Source organism: Streptomyces sp. NPDC029169, from assembly GCF_055563935.1.
On record NZ_JBVHXA010000003.1, the window covers coordinates 52560 to 68393 of the forward strand.

Consider the following 15834-nt stretch of genomic DNA (forward strand, 5'->3'; position numbering starts at 1 on the left):
GCTGAACGTCTTCCCTCTGTCGTCGCAACTGCTGTCTCAACTGCCGTTTCAACTACTGGTTCAACTACGGGTCAACTACGGGTTCGGCTACGGACCCGACTCCGGGTCCCCTACAGGCTCAACTGTCCTCGAACCCCGACGCTACCCCCCGGCCACGCCCCCGTCCCGTGGGGGCCTTCCGGTGTGCCGGTATCGTTGCTGACGGTCGGGACCTTCGTAGGGTTCCCCGTATCCAGAGGCACGATTCGTTCGTGCGACCGTACAAACACCACGGAAAGAGTGACCCAGTGGCCGCCGCCCGCCTCGTCGTCCTGGTCTCCGGCTCCGGCACCAACCTCCAGGCCCTGCTCGACGCGATCGCCGCCGACCCCCAGGGCTACGGCGCCGAGATCGTCGCGGTCGGCGCCGACCGGGACAACATCGCCGGCCTGGAGCGGGCCGAGCGCGCCGGACTGCCCACCTTCGTGTGCAAGGTGAAGGACTATGCGACCCGCGAGGAGTGGGACCGCGCCCTGACCGAGGCCACCGCCGCGTACGAGCCCGACCTCGTCGTCTCGGCCGGCTTCATGAAGATCGTCGGCAAGGAGTTCCTCGCCCGCTTCGGCGGCCGGGTCGTCAACACCCACCCGGCGCTGCTGCCCAGTTTTCCCGGTGCCCATGGAGTGCGGGACGCACTCGCGTACGGCGCGAAGGTCACCGGATGCACCGTCCACTTCGTCGACGACGGCGTCGACACCGGCCCGATCATCGCCCAGGGCGTGGTCGAGATCCGGGACGAGGACGATGAAGCCGCTCTCCATGAGCGCATCAAGGAAGTCGAGCGCTCGCTGCTCGTCGAGGTCGTGGGGCGTCTGGCCCGGCACGGCTACCGCATTGAGGGACGAAAGGTAACAATCCCGTGACCGCCGAAGGTACGAAGCGCCCCATCAGCCGCGCACTCGTCAGCGTCTACGACAAGACCGGCCTTGAGGAGCTGGCCCGCGGCCTGCACGAGGCGGGTGTCTCCCTCGTCTCCACCGGCTCCACCGCCTCCAAGATCGCCGCGGCCGGCGTCCCGGTCACCAAGGTCGAGGAGCTCACCGGCTTCCCCGAGTGCCTGGACGGCCGCGTCAAGACCCTCCACCCGCGCGTGCACGCCGGCATCCTCGCCGACCTGCGCCTGGAGGATCACCGCAACCAGCTCGCCGAGCTGGGGGTCGAGCCCTTCGACCTGGTGATCGTCAACCTCTACCCGTTCCGGGAGACCGTCGCTTCCGGCGCCACCCCCGACGAGTGCGTCGAGCAGATCGACATCGGCGGCCCCTCGATGGTCCGCGCCGCCGCCAAGAACCACCCGTCCGTGGCCGTGGTCACCGACCCGGGTGCGTACGACGCGGTCCTCCAGGCGGCCCAGGAGGGCGGCTTCACGCTGGAGCAGCGCAAGCGTTTCGCCGCCCAGGCCTTCCAGCACACCGCCGCGTACGACGTGGCCGTCGCCTCCTGGTTCGCGGACGACTACGCCGCCGCCGACGACAGCGGCTTCCCCGACTTCCTGGGCCACACGTACGAGCGGAACAACGTGCTGCGCTACGGCGAGAACCCGCACCAGGGCGCCGCGCTCTACGTCGACGGCACGGGCGGCCTCGCCGAGGCGGAGCAGCTGCACGGCAAGGAGATGTCGTACAACAACTACACGGACACCGACGCCGCGCGCCGGGCCGCGTACGACCACGCCGAGCCCTGCGTCGCGATCATCAAGCACGCCAACCCGTGCGGCATCGCGGTCGGCGCGGACGTCGCCGAGGCGCACCGCAAGGCGCACGCCTGCGACCCGCTGTCCGCCTTCGGTGGCGTCATCGCCGTCAACCGGCCGGTGACCGTGGAGATGGCCGAGCAGGTCGCCGAGATCTTCACCGAGGTCATCGTGGCGCCCTACTACGAGGCCGGCGCGGTCGAGGTCCTCGCCCGCAAGAAGAACATCCGGGTGCTGCGCTGCCCCGACGCCCCGTCCGCCCCGGTCGAGGTCAAGCCGATCGACGGCGGTGCCCTCCTCCAGGTCACCGACCGCCTCCAGGCCGAGGGCGACGACCCGGCGAACTGGACGCTTGCCACCGGCGAGGCCCTGTCGGAGGCCGAGCTGGCCGAGCTGGCCTTCGCCTGGAAGGCGTGCCGCGCGGTCAAGTCCAACGCGATCCTGATCGCCAAGGACGGCGCCTCGGTCGGCGTCGGCATGGGCCAGGTCAACCGCGTCGACTCCGCGAAGCTCGCGGTCGAGCGCGCGGGCGAGGAGCGCGCCCGCGGCGCGTACGCGGCCTCGGACGCGTTCTTCCCGTTCCCGGACGGCCTGGAGATCCTCACGGCGGCGGGCGTCAAGGCGGTCGTGCAGCCGGGCGGATCGGTGCGGGACGAGCAGGTGGTGGAGGCGGCGAAGAAGGCGGGCGTGACGATGTACTTCACGGGCACGCGCCACTTCTTCCACTGATCCACGACGACAGGCCCGCCGGTACCCGTGTGCGGTACGGCGGGCCTGCCGCGTCCCCTCTGGTCTAATGGGTTGCTCTTTTGTCGGACGGCTCTAGGTGGGGGCGCGGTGTTGGAAGTACAGAACGGGGCTGCGGCCCAGACCACCGTGCCCGGGCCCCGCGCCGGGGCCGATACGGGTACGGGTACCGGCGTCGGATCCGGGCCTCCCGAAGGCGGGCTCGCCGAGGCGCCTCTCCGGCCGTACGTGCTGGTGGCGGGCGTGCTCTGCGCGCTCTACTTCCTGTACTCCTGGGTTCAGTACGCGCACTTCCGTACTCCCTCCTGGGACCTCGGGATCTTCAACCAGTCCGTCCGCGCCTACGCCGAGTTCAGGGCGCCGATCGTCGACATCAAGGGCCCCGGCTTCCTCATACTCGGGGACCACTTCAGTCCCGTGACGGCGCTCCTCGCGCCCCTGTACTGGATCTGGTCCTCCCCGCTCGCCCTCCTCTTCGCGCAGGCCGCGCTCTTCGCCGCCTCCGCCGTCGTCGTCGGACGCACCGCCCACCAGGTCCTCGGCAGCCGCGCCGCCGGCCTCGGGCTCACGGTCGCCTACGGCCTGTCCTGGGGTCTCCAGGAGGCCGTCAAGTCCGACTTCCACGAGATCGCCTTCGCCGTCCCGCTGCTCGCCCTGACCTGCCGCGCCCTGCTCCTCGGGCGCTGGACGGCCGCCGTCGCCTGGTCCGCGCCTCTGGTCCTGGTCAAGGAGGACATGGGGCTCACAGTCGCCATGGTCGGCGCCGTGCTCTTCCTGAAGGGGCAGAAGCGCCTCGGCGCCGCCCTGGCCGCCTTCGGCACGGCCTTCTTCGCCCTGACGGTCCTGGTCCTGATCCCAGTGGCGAGCCGGGTCGGCCAGTACGACTACTGGGCCAAGATCGAGAAGTCGAGCGAGGGCGCCGACGTCTCGTTCGCCCAGGTGCTGCTCGGCTCGCTCGGCTCCGGCGTGAAATGGGAGATGGTCTTCTTCCTCGTCGGCATCACCGGCTTCCTGGCCCTGCGCTCCCCGCTCATGCTCCTCGTGCTGCCGACGCTCGGCTGGCGCTTCCTCTCCCAGGACCCGAACCACTGGGGGATGATCTGGCACTACAGCGCCATCCTGATGCCGATCGTCTTCCTCGCCCTGGTCGACGCGGTCCGGGCCGTCCGCACCTCCCCGCGCGCCTGGCTCGTGGCGTACGGAAGGGTCGTCGTCCCGGTCGTCACGGCGGTCGCGATCGTGCTCGCCCTGGACCTGCCGCTGCGGGAGCTGCTGCGCTCGGAGACGTACCGCACGGACGCCCGGACGCTGGAGGCCCGGCGGGCGGTCGACGCGGTGCCGGAGGGGGCGAGCGTGGAGACGAACGTGCCGCTCATGGCCCATCTCACCGCGGACCACAAGGTCTACTGGGTGGGCGGGGCGAAGGGCGTCAGCCCGGACTACCTCGCCCTCGACCTCGCCGGGGGCTGGTCCCAGCCGGTCACGGATCCGGTGCAGCTGGCGTCGCAGCTGCACCCGGAGGCGCGGTACGAGGTGTCGGCGCAGGCCGGACAGTTCGTGGTGCTCAAGCGGAGCTGAGAGAGCCGCGAGCGTCGAGAGACGCCGAAGGGGCCCGGTTCCGTGCGGAACCGGGCCCCTTCGGCGTGAATGGATCAGTACTGGCCGCGCGGGCGGTTGAACCAGGCGGACGCCTGCGGGGTCACCATCGAGGCGAGGATGATGCCGCCGATGGCGAGGCTGACGATGCCGCCGACCGCGCCGCTGGCCTGCCCGGAGGTGAAGTTGCCGAGCGAGCCGAGGATCACCAGCGAGCCGTAGATGATCGTGAGGACACGGATCGCGGTACCGCCGGTGGAGAACTTCACAGCGAGGAAGATCGCCAGACCCGCGAACAGCAGCAGGATGAAGACGAGGATGAAGCCCAGACCGGCGAGGCCCGTCGCGACCTCCGAGTCCGCCACGTCCGAGGCCGCGGCGAGGATGATCCCGAAGATGACGCCGATGAGGATCTGCAGGCCGGCCACGATGAACATGATCACGCGGGCGGCGGTCATCAGGCCGGGCATCTTGGCCGGACCCTGCGGGTAACCGCCGTACGGCTGCTGGACCGGGGGAGCCTGCGGGTAGCCGTACTGGGGCGGCACGCCCTGCGGGCTCTGCTGCGGGCTCTGCTGCGGGTATCCGTAGCCGGGCTGCTGCTGGCCGCCCTGCTGCTGGCCGTAGGGGTTGTTCGGATCGCCGAAGCTCATCGCGGGTTTCCTCCGTGGGGTTGTGCGGGGACGACGCGGCCCGCGCGAAGGAACGTCACGCTATGTCTGGTCTGCCCCCCGGCACTGCCCGCGGCACTGCGGGGTCATCGTCGTCGTAGCATCGACTGTTTGTCCAGTCGGATTGCCGGGAGTTGTGCAAGTGCAACCTCCACAGGTTCGGGCGAGGGCTGGTTGAGGGGCTCGTCGAGGGCTGGTTGAGGGGCCGGGCGAGGGCTCGGCGGCGGGCCGGGCGCGGCCGGAATTGGAACAAGCGAGGGGTCATCCGGGAGGATGGGCTCATGAGCGCCCAGATTCTCGATGGCAAGGCCACCGCAGCCGCGATCAAGTCCGATCTGACCGTCCGCGTGGCGGCCCTGAAGGAGAAGGGCGTCACGCCCGGCCTCGGGACGATCCTGGTCGGCGACGACCCGGGCAGCCAGAAGTACGTCGCGGGCAAGCACCGCGACTGCGCGCAGGTCGGCATCGCGTCGATCCAGCGCGAACTGCCCGCGACGGCCACGCAGGAGGAGATCGAGGCGGTCGTACGGGAGCTCAACGAGGACCCCGAGTGCACCGGCTACATCGTGCAACTCCCGCTGCCCAAGGGCATCGACGAGAACCGCGTCCTGGAGCTGATGGACCCTGCCAAGGACGCGGACGGTCTGCACCCCATGAACCTCGGCCGTCTCGTGCTGAACGAGCCGGCGCCGCTGCCGTGCACCCCGAACGGCATCATCACGCTGCTGCGCAGCCACGGTGTGGAGATCAACGGCGCGGAGGTCGTGGTCGTCGGGCGTGGTGTCACGATCGGGCGGCCGATGCCACTGCTGCTCACGCGGCGCTCGGAGAACGCGACGGTGACGCAGTGCCACACGGGCACGCGTGACCTGGCGGCGCACCTGCGGCGGGCGGACATCATCATCGCGGCGGCGGGTGTGCCGCACCTGATCAAGCCGGAGGACGTGAAGCCGGGCGCGGCCGTGCTGGACGTCGGCGTCTCGCGCAACGGCGAGGGCAAGATCCTCGGCGACGTGGACCCGGGCGTTGCCGAGGTGGCCGCCTGGATCTCCCCGAACCCCGGCGGCGTGGGCCCGATGACCCGCGCGCAGTTGCTCGTCAACGTCGTCGAGGCCGCCGAGCGCGCGGCCGAGGCGCTCTGACGATGACGTCGCGGGTGACGGGGGGCGACACGCCGGGGGCCGAGGGGACGTCGGGTGCGGTTTCGGGCGCCGAAGGCGGTCAGGGCGTCGAGGGACGGCTGAATGGGGCACCCCCGGCCCCTGCGGGGGCTGCCTCGGGTGTATCCGTAGCCGACCCCGGTACGGCGCCGGACGGCGCGGCCGGCCCCGCCTCCGGGCGGTCGCGGCGGCCTCCGGCGCTCACGACCGACACCGCCCGGCCCGAAGGCGGCGGGCGGGCCGCGGCCGGCGGGGCTTCGGCGCCCGCGCGCCAGTGGCCGCTGCTGACCGTGCTCGGACTCGCCGTGCTCGGGCTGCTGATCGTCGGCACGGATCTCTTCGCGCAGTCGTTCCGGGTCGGGACGATGCTGGTCGGGGTCGCGCTGCTCACCGGCGCCGGGCTGCGGCGCGCGCTGCCGTCCGTCGGCATGCTCGCCGTACGGTCGCGGTTCACCGACATGGTCACGTACGGCGTCATGGGCGGGCTAATCGTGCTGCTCGCGCTGATGGTGCAGCCGGCGCCCTGGCTGAAGATCCCGTTTCTGGAGGACATCCTCCACCTGACGATCACGTAGACGGCGTCCGGCACCTCTCATGGAAACGGCGCCCGTCCTCTCCCCCGAGGGAGGACGGGCGCCGTTCCCCTATGAGGGTCATGTACGTGCCAACGAGGCTCAAGTGCCGCTTGATCCTTGTGGCACGGAAGTGACCATTCCGCCACTCCGTCACATCCCGCGGGGGCGCCCGCCCGATCCGTACGCACCCGTGCGCCCCGGCGCCGGGAACTGTCATCCTGGCCGCGAGCATGTGGGGACAAGGGGGGAGCGCGGATGCCTCGCTGGAAGGCGCTGCCGGACGAACTCGACCCGTTGGTACGGGAGTTCGCGAGCCTGTTACGGCGCCTCGTCGACCGCAGCGGACTGAGCGTCGCCGCCGTCGCCGACCGCACCGGCCACAGCAGGACCTCGTGGGAGCGGTTTCTCGACGGACGGCAGCTCGCGCCCAGAAGCGCCGTCGTCGCGCTCGCCGAGGTGACCGGTGCCGACACCGGCCGGCTCACGGCGATGTGGGAGCGCGCCGAGCGCGCCTGGAGCGGCTCCCAACCCACCACCCCCGACACCCTGCGACTCTCACAGCCCCCCGCCGCCCTCACCACCAACGCCTCGACCGAAACCAGCGCCACCACCACCCCAACGGCCGGAGCCCCCGGCGCCGGCACAGACTCCGCCCTGCCCGGCCGCGCGGCGGCCCCTGCGGGCCCAGCGGGCCCGGCGGTGCCGACGGCCCCTGCGGGACCCGCCAGCCCCACCGGCCCTGTCGTTCCCGCGGCCCCACCGGGCCCCGCCCTCCCCGCAGGCTGCGCCCTCCCCGCCGCCCCGGCCGGCGACCGGCCACCCGCCCCCGAGCGTGGCGCCCTACCGCCCCGCCGCCGCGCCGTCCTCGTCCTCACCGGGATCCTCGGCGCCCTGCTCGTCATCGCGTCCGCCGTCCTTCTCGCCGACCTTGGCGGGAGCGGCGGAACCGGCGACCCGGGGCGGGCGGTCGCGCGTCCGGCCAGCACGCCGCCGAGCGCCGGGGCGAGCACGGCCCTCCCCGCAGGGGTGAAATGCGCCGGCGCCGGATGTACGGGCCAGGACCCCGAAGTCATGGGCTGCGGCGGCACGTTCGCGACCACCGTCTCCCGCGCCCCGGTCGGCGCCGCCGGGCTCCTGGAGGTGCGGCACAGCAGGACCTGCGGGGCCGCGTGGGCTCGCGTCACGGGGGCGGCCCCCGGCGACGTCCTGCGCGTCACCGCCGCCGGTACCAGCCAGGACGCGACCGTGGGCGCGGACCCCGACGCGTACAGCCCGATGGTCGCCGTCGCGCGGGGAACGGATGCGACCGCGTGCGTGACGCCCCGGGGCGGCGCACAGGTGTGCATCCCGTGAGTGATGGGCAGTCGGGTGGCAGTGAGCCGGACCACAAGGGGGTGGGGGTTCGACCGGTCCCGGGTCGGATAGCCTGACCGCTGGATATCTCTTCACGTCGAGACACCGATCGATCAGGAGAGCCGTCCAGCACCCGGGGCAGGGACCCCCACCGCCAGCTGTCTTACGGAGATCGCCATGACCCGCACTCCCGTGAATGTCACCGTCACCGGCGCGGCCGGCCAGATCGGCTACGCGCTGCTCTTCCGCATCGCCTCCGGCCACCTGCTCGGCGCGGACGTGCCGGTCAAGCTGCGCCTCCTCGAGATCCCGCAGGGCGTCAAGGCCGCCGAGGGCACCGCCATGGAGCTCGACGACTGCGCCTTCCCGCTGCTCAAGGGCATCGACATCTTCGACGACCCGAACCAGGGCTTCGAGGGCGCGAACGTGGCCCTGCTCGTCGGCGCCCGCCCGCGCACCAAGGGCATGGAGCGCGGCGACCTGCTCGCCGCCAACGGCGGCATCTTCAAGCCGCAGGGCAAGGCCATCAACGACCACGCCGCGGACGACATCAAGGTCCTCGTCGTCGGCAACCCGGCCAACACCAACGCCCTGATCGCCCAGGCCGCCGCCCCGGACGTGCCGGCCGAGCGCTTCACCGCGATGACCCGCCTGGACCACAACCGCGCGCTCTCGCAGCTCGCGGCCAAGACCGGCGCGTCCGTCGAGGACATCAAGCGCCTCACCATCTGGGGCAACCACTCGGCGACCCAGTACCCGGACATCTTCCACGCGGAGATCGCCGGCAAGAACGCCGCCGAGGTCGTCAACGACGAGCAGTGGCTGGCCGACACCTTCATCCCGACCGTCGCCAAGCGCGGCGCCGCGATCATCGAGGCCCGTGGCGCGTCCTCGGCCGCCTCGGCCGCCAACGCCGCCATCGACCACGTCCACACGTGGGTCAACGGCACGGCCGCCGGCGACTGGACCTCCATGGGCATCCCGTCGGACGGCTCCTACGACGTCCCGGAGGGCCTGATCTCCTCCTTCCCCGTCACCTGCAAGGACGGCAAGTACGAGATCGTCCAGGGCCTGGACATCAACGAGTTCTCCCGCGCCCGCATCGACGTCTCGGTGCGCGAGCTGGCGGAGGAGCGCGACGCGGTCCGCGAGCTCGGCCTCATCTGAGAGCATCGCGCGCACTGACGCACCCGACCGCCCCCGGCCTCAGAGGCCGGGGGCGGTCGTCTTCTCTCAGGACCTTCCGAGGGACTCTCCGAGTCTCCCGGCCAGTTCGGCCACGCCCTTCAGCGTCCGCAGCAACAGCCCGGGCCCGAAGGTGATCCGGGCCGCGCCCAGCCGCCCCAGCTCCGCGAACGACGGACCGCCGGGCAGGCCGCCCAGGACGTTGAGCGGTACGTCGATCCCGGCGCGCAGCAGCGGAAGATGGGCCACGGGCGCCTTGATCGGGTAGACGCAGTCCGCGCCCGCCGCCGCGTAGAGCCGCGCCCGCTCGATCGCGGCGGCCACGTCGTCCACCCCGCGCACATACGTGTCCACGCGCGCGTTGACGAAGAGCCGCGGCCCGGCCTCCGCCCGTACCTCCGCAAGCCGGTCGGCGTGCTCCCTGGGGTCCTTCAGCCCGCCGGACCGGTCGCTGTCCTCCAGGTTCACCCCGGCCGCGCCCGCCTCCAGGGTCCGCTCCACGAGCTCCCGGGCCGGCAGGCCGTAGCCGTCCTCCACATCGGCCGTGACCGGTACGGAGACGGCCCTGACGACCCTCGCCACGGCCGCGAACATCTCCTCGGGCGGGGTCGACCCGTCCTCGTACCCGAGGGAGGCGGCGATGCCGGCGCTCGGTGTGGCGAGCGTCGGGAAGCCGGCCTCCTCGAAGACCCGGGCGGAGGCGGCGTCCCAGGGGCCGGGAACGATCAGCGGGTGGCCGCCGGACCGCCCCGAGTGCAGGGTGCGGAGGACCTCGGCCCCGTCGGCGGTGCTCACTTCTTGTACTGCCCCGGGGTGTAGTGGCCAGGGGTCGAGCGGGTGGTGACGGCGATCCGGTTCCAGGCGTTGATGACGGTGATGGCGCCGATGACCTGGGCGAGTTCCGTCTCGTCGAAGTGCGCGGCGGCCTTCGCGTACACCTCGTCGGGGACGAAACCGTCGGTGAGGACCGTGACGGCCTCGGTCAGCGCGAGCGCGGCGAGTTCGCGCTCGGTGTAGAAGTGCCGCGACTCCTCCCAGGCGGACAGCTGGACGATCCGCTCGACCGACTCGCCGGCCGCCAGGGCGTCCTTGGTGTGCATGTCGAGGCAGAACGCACAGCGGTTGATCTGGGAGGCCCGGATCTTGATCAGCTCGTACAGCGTCGGGTCGACGTCCTTCGCGGCGGCCTGTTCGAGCCGGAGCATCGCCCGGTAGAACTCGGGGATGCGCTCGGCGAGGTTGAGGCGGGGGCCGTGCTCGTGGGCGTAGGCGGTCGTGGTGTCGTGCTGCGTCGTGGTCGTCATGGATCTCACCGTACGGTCGTGATGGCGCAGGAGTATGGTCCATTCACATGACAGACGAGTGGGCCACTTTTGGGGCCGATCTTCATCTGGAACTGCGCGGACCCGGGCTGCGTACGGGGCTGATGGACGCCCTCCGGGAGGCGGTGCGCAGCGGGCGCCTGGAGGCCGGCGTACGGCTGCCGTCCTCCCGCTCGCTCGCGGCGGACCTGGGGATCGCCCGCAACACCGTCGCCGACGCGTACGCCGAGCTGGTCGCCGAGGGCTGGCTGACCGCCCGGCAGGGCTCCGGGACGCGGGTCGCGCAGCGGTCGGTGCCGCGCCGGCCGGCCGGATCGGGCGCGCGGCCCGCGACGGCGGCCCGGAACGCGGTCCGGGCCCGGCCGGCGTACGACCTGAAGCCGGGCGTGCCCGACCTCGCCTCCTTTCCGCGCGCCGAATGGCTCAAGGCCTCCCGGCGGGCGCTGACGGCCGCGCCGCACGAGGCCTTCGGCTACGGCGATCCGCGCGGCCGGATCGAACTGCGCACCGTGCTCGCCGAATACCTCGCCCGGGCCCGGGGCGTCCACGCGCGGCCCGAACGGATCGTGATCTGCTCGGGGTTCGTACACGGGCTGATGCTGATGGGGCAGGTGCTGCGCGCCCGGAAGGTACGGGAGGTGGCGGTCGAGTCGTACGGCCTCGACGAGCACTGGCAGCTGCTCACCCGCACCGGGCTGCGGCTGCCCGCCCTGCCCTTCGACGAACTCGGCACCCGGACTGAGGGGTTGGCGGGGATGAAGGGGGTGGGGGCGGTCCTGATGACGGCCGCGCACCAGTTCCCGCTCGGCGGCGCGCTCCACCCCGACCGGCGGGTGGCGGCGATCGACTGGGCCCGGGCCTCGGGCGGACTCGTCCTGGAGGACGACTACGACGGGGAGTTCCGTTACGACCGCCAGCCGGTGGGCGCGCTCCAGGGCCTCGACCCCGAGCGGGTCGTCTACCTGGGCACCTCCAGCAAGTCCCTGGCGCCCGGCCTGCGGCTGGCGTGGATGGTGGTGCCGGAGAGCCTGGTGGACGAGGTGGTCGCGGCGAAGGGGCACATGGACGCGATGTGCAGCTCGCTGGAGCAGCTGACGTTCGCGGAGTTCCTGGGCTCGGGGGCGTACGACCGCCATGTACGGGCAATGCGGCTGCGCTACCGGCGGCGCCGCGACGAACTGGTGGCGGCGGTGGCCGCGCACTCCCCGGAGACCCGGGTGAGCGGCATCGCGGCCGGCCTCCACGCGGTCCTGACCCTCCCGCCGGGCCGGGAGCCGGAGGTCCTCCGCTCGGCCGCGTGGGAGGGCCTCGCGGTCCACGGCGTCAACCGCTTCCGCCACCCGGACGTCCCGCCGACCCAGGACGGCCTGGTCGTCGGCTACGGGACGCCGCCGGACAGCGCGTGGTCGGGCGCGCTGTCATCCCTCTGCCGCGTCCTGCCGTGACCGGGGCCTCCGCCCCGCCCCCGTGTGGGCCCCGCCCCCCGCCCGTTGTGGGCATTCGTTCCGCTGGGGCGGAACGGGTGGGCACAACGGGCGGCGCCCTTGCGGGCGCCTCCGCCCCGTGCACCCCGCCCACCCCGAGGCGCCTGCACGCGCGACGGCCCCGGGGTACAGGGGCCCATGTGCGGAACGCGCCCGCAGGGGCGCCGTCCCGTGTGCCCACCCGTCCCGCCCCAGCGGGACGATTGCCCACACGGGGGTGGGCGGGGGCAGCGGTGGGGCGCCCACGGCGGGGGTGGTCGTGCGGGGCCGGTCGGCCACCGGCCTAAACTGTGCGGTCGCGACCACGCGATGGGGAGGGTGACATGCGCAGGCTGAGGTCGAGCACGGTCGTGCTCGGCGGTATGGGGGTGCTCGCGGCGACGATCACGTCCTGCGGCTCCGAGCCGGACCGGCGGTGTGTCGACCCGCTGACCCGCGAGAAGCTGCCGAGCTACGAGTGCGAGAGCGGCAACGGCAGCTCGACCCGCGGCTCGTACTACTACGGCGGCAAGGTGAGCGACAACAAGGTCAGCGGCGGCAGCTTCGACAAGACGGCCGTCGACACGGGCGGCTTCGGATGCTCGGGATCCGGCGGCGGCTGATGCGGCGGCACACCATCGAGCCCCGGCCCGGCTGGCAGCAGACGGTGGAGGAGCAGGGGCTCGTCTACCCCCTGACCCGCTACCCCGACGGCTCCCTGCGCCCGTACTGGGACGAGAGCGCGTACTACTCCTTCACCCTGCCCGAGGTCGAGGCCCTGGAGGAGGTCGTCGAGGAGCTGCACACGATGTGTCTGGCAGCGGCCGCCCACATCGTCGAGCACGACCGGTTCGCCGATCTCGGCCTGACCGACCCCCGGCTCGCCTCCCTCGTCGCCGAGTCCTGGCGCCGACGCGCCGAACTGCCGTCGCTCTACGGTCGGTTCGACCTCCGCTACGACGGTACGGGCCCGGCCAAGATGCTGGAGTACAACGCCGACACGCCGACCTCGCTGGTCGAGGCCGCGAGCCCGCAGTGGTTCTGGATGGAGGAGCGTTTCCCCGGCGCCGACCAGTGGAACTCGCTGCACGAGCGGCTCGTCGACGCCTGGAAGCGGCAGGCCCCGCTGCTGCCGCCGGGCAGCCCGGTGCACTTCGTCCACTCCGAGGGCGACGAGCTCGGCGAGGACCTGATGACGGTCGCGTATCTGCGCGAGACCGCCCAGCAGGCCGGGCTCGACACGGAGGCGCTGTCGGTCGAGCAGATCGGCTGGGACCGGCTTTCGGGACGTTTCGTGGACGACCGGCTGCGGTTCATCCGGAGCTGCTTCAAGCTCTACCCGTGGGAGTGGCTGGCCACCGACCGCTTCGGCCCGTACGTCCTGGACACCCTCGACAACGGCGGCGGTACGGGCACCACCTGCTGGATCGAGCCCGCCTGGAAGATGCTGCTCTCCAACAAGGCCCTGCTCGCGGTCCTGTGGGAGCTCTACCCGGGCCACCCGAACCTGCTGCCGGCCTACCTGGACGGACCGCGCGAACTGGCCGCGCGCGGCGGCTATGTCGCCAAGCCCCTCCTCGGCCGCGAGGGCGCGGGCGTCACCGTCCACCAGCCGGGCTCGGAGCGCGTGGTGCGCGACGAGCCCTGCTGCTACCAGGAGTTGGCCCCGCTGCCCGACTTCGACGGCAACCGGGTGGTGCTCGGCGCGTGGGTCGTCGAGGACGAGGCGGCGGGACTCGGCATCCGGGAGTCGGCGGGCCTGATCACGGACGAGTACGCCCGCTTCCTGCCGCACGTCATCCTCTGACCGCTACTCCGAGACGTACTCCCTCAGTGGCGCGGGCTTCAGGCCGGCCGCCTCGGCGGCCGCCAGGGCGCGCGTCAGATCCTGCTCCAGGGTCTCGTTGAAGTGCAGCAGGATGATGTCGCCGGCCTTGAGCGTGGGCGTCGGCGGGGTCCACTGCCCCCAAGTCGTGAGGTCGTAGGTCCAGGTCACCACGGCCTTCGCCCCGCAGGCGCGGGCCGTGGTGCGGGTCGTCTCGTCGTACGTGCCGTAGGGCGGGCGCAGCAGCCGCGGGCCGTCGCCGAACTCGGCGAGGTGCTGCTCGCGGGCGCCGCAGACCTCAGCCTTCTGGCCGGCCGCGTCGAGCATGGTGAGGTCCGGGTGGTTGACGGTGTGGTTCTCGACGCGGGAGCGGCCCTGGTCGAGGAGGGTGTGGAAGTAGCCGGAGTCGTACGAGTACGCGCCCGGGAGCAGGAAGAGCGAGGCGGGCACCCGGCGGTCGAGGAGCATCTTCGCGGCGGCGGGGTCGTGGTACCAGCCGTCGTCGATGGTGATGAAGACGACCGGGTCGGTGGTCTCGATGTGGGAGACGACGGGCACGGGCTCGGGCCAGGCCGCCTTCGGCGCGGCGTGCGCGGGGCCCCCGAACGCGCCGAGCAGCGCGAGCGGGACGAGGGCGGCGAGGGCGCCACGCAGCGCGCGGCGGGGGCGGGGTCTCGGCATGGCCGCAACATTGGCCTAGACCAACTGTGCTGTCAATGCCCCGAGTTGCCCCCACCGCCACGGCTCCCGAACGGCCCGTCAGGCCGAGAGCACCGCCCGCAGCTGCTCCAGGCCCCAGTCCAGGTCCTCCTTGGAGATCACCAGCGGCGGCGCGATCCGGATCGTCGAGCCGTGCGTGTCCTTCACCAGCACACCCCGCTCCATCAGCTTCTCCGAGATCTCCCGGCCCGTGCCCCGGGACGGCGCGATGTCCACACCGGCCCACAGGCCGCGCCCGCGCACCGCCTCCACCGCGCCCCCGCCCACCAGCAGCTTCAGCTCCGCGTGCAGATGCTCGCCCAGCTCCGCCGCCCGCTGCTGGTACTCGCCCGTCCGCAGCATCGCGATCACCTCCAGGGCCACCGCGCACGCCAGCGGATTCCCGCCGAACGTCGAACCGTGCTCACCCGGCCGGAACACCCCCAGCACATCCCGGTCCGCGACCACCGCCGAGACCGGGACGACACCGCCGCCGAGCGCCTTGCCCAGGACGTACACGTCCGGCACCACACCCTCGTGCTCGCACGCGAACGTCCGCCCGGTCCGGCCGAGACCCGACTGGATCTCGTCCGCCATGAACAGCACGTTCCGCTCGCGGGTCAACTCCCGTACCCCGCGCAGATATCCGGCCGGCGGGACGAGGACGCCTGCCTCGCCCTGGATCGGTTCGAGGAGCACCGCCACCGTGTGGGCGGTCACCGCGGCCTGCATCGCCGTCAGATCGCCGTACGGGACGATCTCGAAGCCCGGCGTGTACGGGCCGTAGTGGTCGCGGGCCTCGTGGTCCGTGGAGAAGCTGATGATCGTCGTCGTCCGGCCGTGGAAGTTGTTCGCCGCGACCACGATCTTCGCGTGCCCGTCCGGCACGCCCTTGACCTCGTACCCCCACTTCCGGGCGGTCTTCACCGCCGTCTCGATCGCCTCCGCGCCCGTGTTCATCGGCAGGACCATCTCCTTGCCGCACAGCTCCGCGAGCCGCGTGCAGAACTCCGCGAACCGGTCGTGGTGGAACGCCCTCGACGTGAGCGTCACCCGCTCCAGCTGCGCCCGCGCCGCGTCGATCAGCCGCCGGTTGCCGTGCCCGAAGTTGAGCGCCGAGTACCCGGCGAGCATGTCGAGATAGCGGCGCCCCTCGACATCGGTCATCCAGGCCCCGTCCGCCGAGGCGACGACGACGGGCAGGGGGTGGTAGTTGTGCGCGCTGTGCGCCTCCGCGGAAGCGATCGCGTCTTGCGTACTCGACACGGGATCTCCGTTCGTCCTGCGGCTCGGGGGTGGGTGTGGCTCCCTTTCTTATCGTCGCTCGGATGGTGGAAGAAGAAACCTTGGGCGACGGCGCGCCCGCTAATCTGGAAACACGCGCGGCGACTGGCGTACGGGGAAGCGACCCCGGGGGAGCCGTGCGCGGCAGACCACACGAGGTGCCGCCCGCCTGGGCACCACGGACCCCGTCCCGTGTGGTGCCGCGTCGCCGCCGTGCCCCGG

At 72.2% G+C, this 15834-nt stretch carries 15 protein-coding genes and 1 riboswitch; of the genes, 10 read left to right on the plus strand and 5 right to left on the minus strand.

Annotated elements, in window-relative coordinates; all coding sequences use genetic code 11:
* The first annotated feature begins 287 nt into the window (after positions 1 to 287).
* From purN to ACZ4VI_RS06940, 3 genes are all read left to right on the plus strand, one after another.
* A complete protein-coding gene (purN, locus tag ACZ4VI_RS06930; protein ID WP_467997355.1) occupies positions 288 to 902 on the plus strand; it encodes a phosphoribosylglycinamide formyltransferase in 615 nt (204 codons plus the stop codon).
* A complete protein-coding gene (gene purH / locus ACZ4VI_RS06935; RefSeq protein ID WP_467997357.1) occupies positions 899 to 2461 on the plus strand; it encodes a bifunctional phosphoribosylaminoimidazolecarboxamide formyltransferase/IMP cyclohydrolase in 1563 nt (520 codons plus the stop codon). The genes purN and purH overlap by 4 nt, the downstream gene beginning before the upstream one ends.
* Before the next feature lie 108 nt (positions 2462 to 2569).
* Positions 2570 to 4057, plus strand: coding sequence for a DUF2079 domain-containing protein (locus ACZ4VI_RS06940; protein WP_467997359.1), 1488 nt, complete (start codon positions 2570 to 2572; stop codon positions 4055 to 4057).
* A 74-nt stretch (positions 4058 to 4131) separates the two neighbouring features.
* Here the strand turns inward: ACZ4VI_RS06940 and ACZ4VI_RS06945 are convergent, their stop codons facing one another.
* Complete coding sequence (locus ACZ4VI_RS06945; RefSeq protein ID WP_467997361.1) at positions 4132 to 4728, minus strand: proline-rich domain-containing protein; 597 nt, start codon at positions 4726 to 4728, stop codon at positions 4132 to 4134.
* Positions 4729 to 5027: 299 nt separating this feature from the next.
* Between ACZ4VI_RS06945 and ACZ4VI_RS06950 the strand changes: the two genes are divergently transcribed.
* From ACZ4VI_RS06950 to ACZ4VI_RS06965, 4 genes are all read left to right on the plus strand, one after another.
* Positions 5028 to 5888 carry a bifunctional methylenetetrahydrofolate dehydrogenase/methenyltetrahydrofolate cyclohydrolase gene (locus ACZ4VI_RS06950; protein ID WP_467997363.1) on the plus strand — a complete coding sequence of 287 codons (861 nt, stop codon included), beginning with the start codon at positions 5028 to 5030 and terminating at the stop codon, positions 5886 to 5888.
* 2 nt (positions 5889 to 5890) lie between these two features.
* Positions 5891 to 6481, plus strand: coding sequence for a DUF3017 domain-containing protein (locus ACZ4VI_RS06955; protein ID WP_467997365.1), 591 nt, complete (start codon positions 5891 to 5893; stop codon positions 6479 to 6481).
* A 255-nt stretch (positions 6482 to 6736) separates the two neighbouring features.
* A complete protein-coding gene (locus ACZ4VI_RS06960) occupies positions 6737 to 7834 on the plus strand; it encodes a helix-turn-helix domain-containing protein (protein WP_467997367.1) in 1098 nt (365 codons plus the stop codon).
* A gap of 177 nt (positions 7835 to 8011) precedes the next feature.
* Positions 8012 to 9001, plus strand: coding sequence for a malate dehydrogenase (locus ACZ4VI_RS06965; RefSeq protein WP_467997368.1), 990 nt, complete (start codon positions 8012 to 8014; stop codon positions 8999 to 9001).
* Between the two features lie 66 nt (positions 9002 to 9067).
* Here the strand turns inward: ACZ4VI_RS06965 and ACZ4VI_RS06970 are convergent, their stop codons facing one another.
* Positions 9068 to 9814 (minus strand): isocitrate lyase/PEP mutase family protein, encoded by a 747-nt coding sequence (locus tag ACZ4VI_RS06970; protein ID WP_467997370.1) that lies wholly within the window; start codon positions 9812 to 9814, stop codon positions 9068 to 9070.
* Positions 9811 to 10323 (minus strand): carboxymuconolactone decarboxylase family protein, encoded by a 513-nt coding sequence (locus ACZ4VI_RS06975; RefSeq protein WP_467997372.1) that lies wholly within the window; start codon positions 10321 to 10323, stop codon positions 9811 to 9813. The genes ACZ4VI_RS06970 and ACZ4VI_RS06975 overlap by 4 nt, the downstream gene beginning before the upstream one ends.
* A 47-nt stretch (positions 10324 to 10370) precedes the next feature.
* On the opposite strand from ACZ4VI_RS06975, the gene pdxR reads away from it, so the two are divergent.
* From pdxR to ACZ4VI_RS06990, 3 genes are all read left to right on the plus strand, one after another.
* A complete protein-coding gene (gene pdxR / locus ACZ4VI_RS06980; RefSeq protein WP_467997373.1) occupies positions 10371 to 11786 on the plus strand; it encodes a MocR-like pyridoxine biosynthesis transcription factor PdxR in 1416 nt (471 codons plus the stop codon).
* Positions 11787 to 12148: 362 nt separating this feature from the next.
* Positions 12149 to 12427 (plus strand): hypothetical protein, encoded by a 279-nt coding sequence (locus ACZ4VI_RS06985; RefSeq protein ID WP_467997374.1) that lies wholly within the window; start codon positions 12149 to 12151, stop codon positions 12425 to 12427.
* Entirely contained in the window at positions 12427 to 13611 is a 1185-nt protein-coding gene (locus tag ACZ4VI_RS06990) for a glutathionylspermidine synthase family protein (RefSeq protein WP_467998075.1), read from the plus strand. The genes ACZ4VI_RS06985 and ACZ4VI_RS06990 overlap by 1 nt, the downstream gene beginning before the upstream one ends.
* Before the next feature lie 3 nt (positions 13612 to 13614).
* Here ACZ4VI_RS06990 and ACZ4VI_RS06995 read toward each other — a convergent pair whose 3' ends face one another.
* A complete protein-coding gene (locus ACZ4VI_RS06995; RefSeq protein WP_467997376.1) occupies positions 13615 to 14310 on the minus strand; it encodes a polysaccharide deacetylase family protein in 696 nt (231 codons plus the stop codon).
* 78 nt (positions 14311 to 14388) lie between these two features.
* Positions 14389 to 15594 (minus strand): ornithine--oxo-acid transaminase, encoded by a 1206-nt coding sequence (gene rocD, locus ACZ4VI_RS07000; protein WP_467997377.1) that lies wholly within the window; start codon positions 15592 to 15594, stop codon positions 14389 to 14391.
* A 109-nt stretch (positions 15595 to 15703) separates the two neighbouring features.
* Positions 15704 to 15794: riboswitch (ZMP/ZTP riboswitch) on the plus strand.
* The last annotated feature ends 40 nt before the right edge of the window (positions 15795 to 15834 follow it).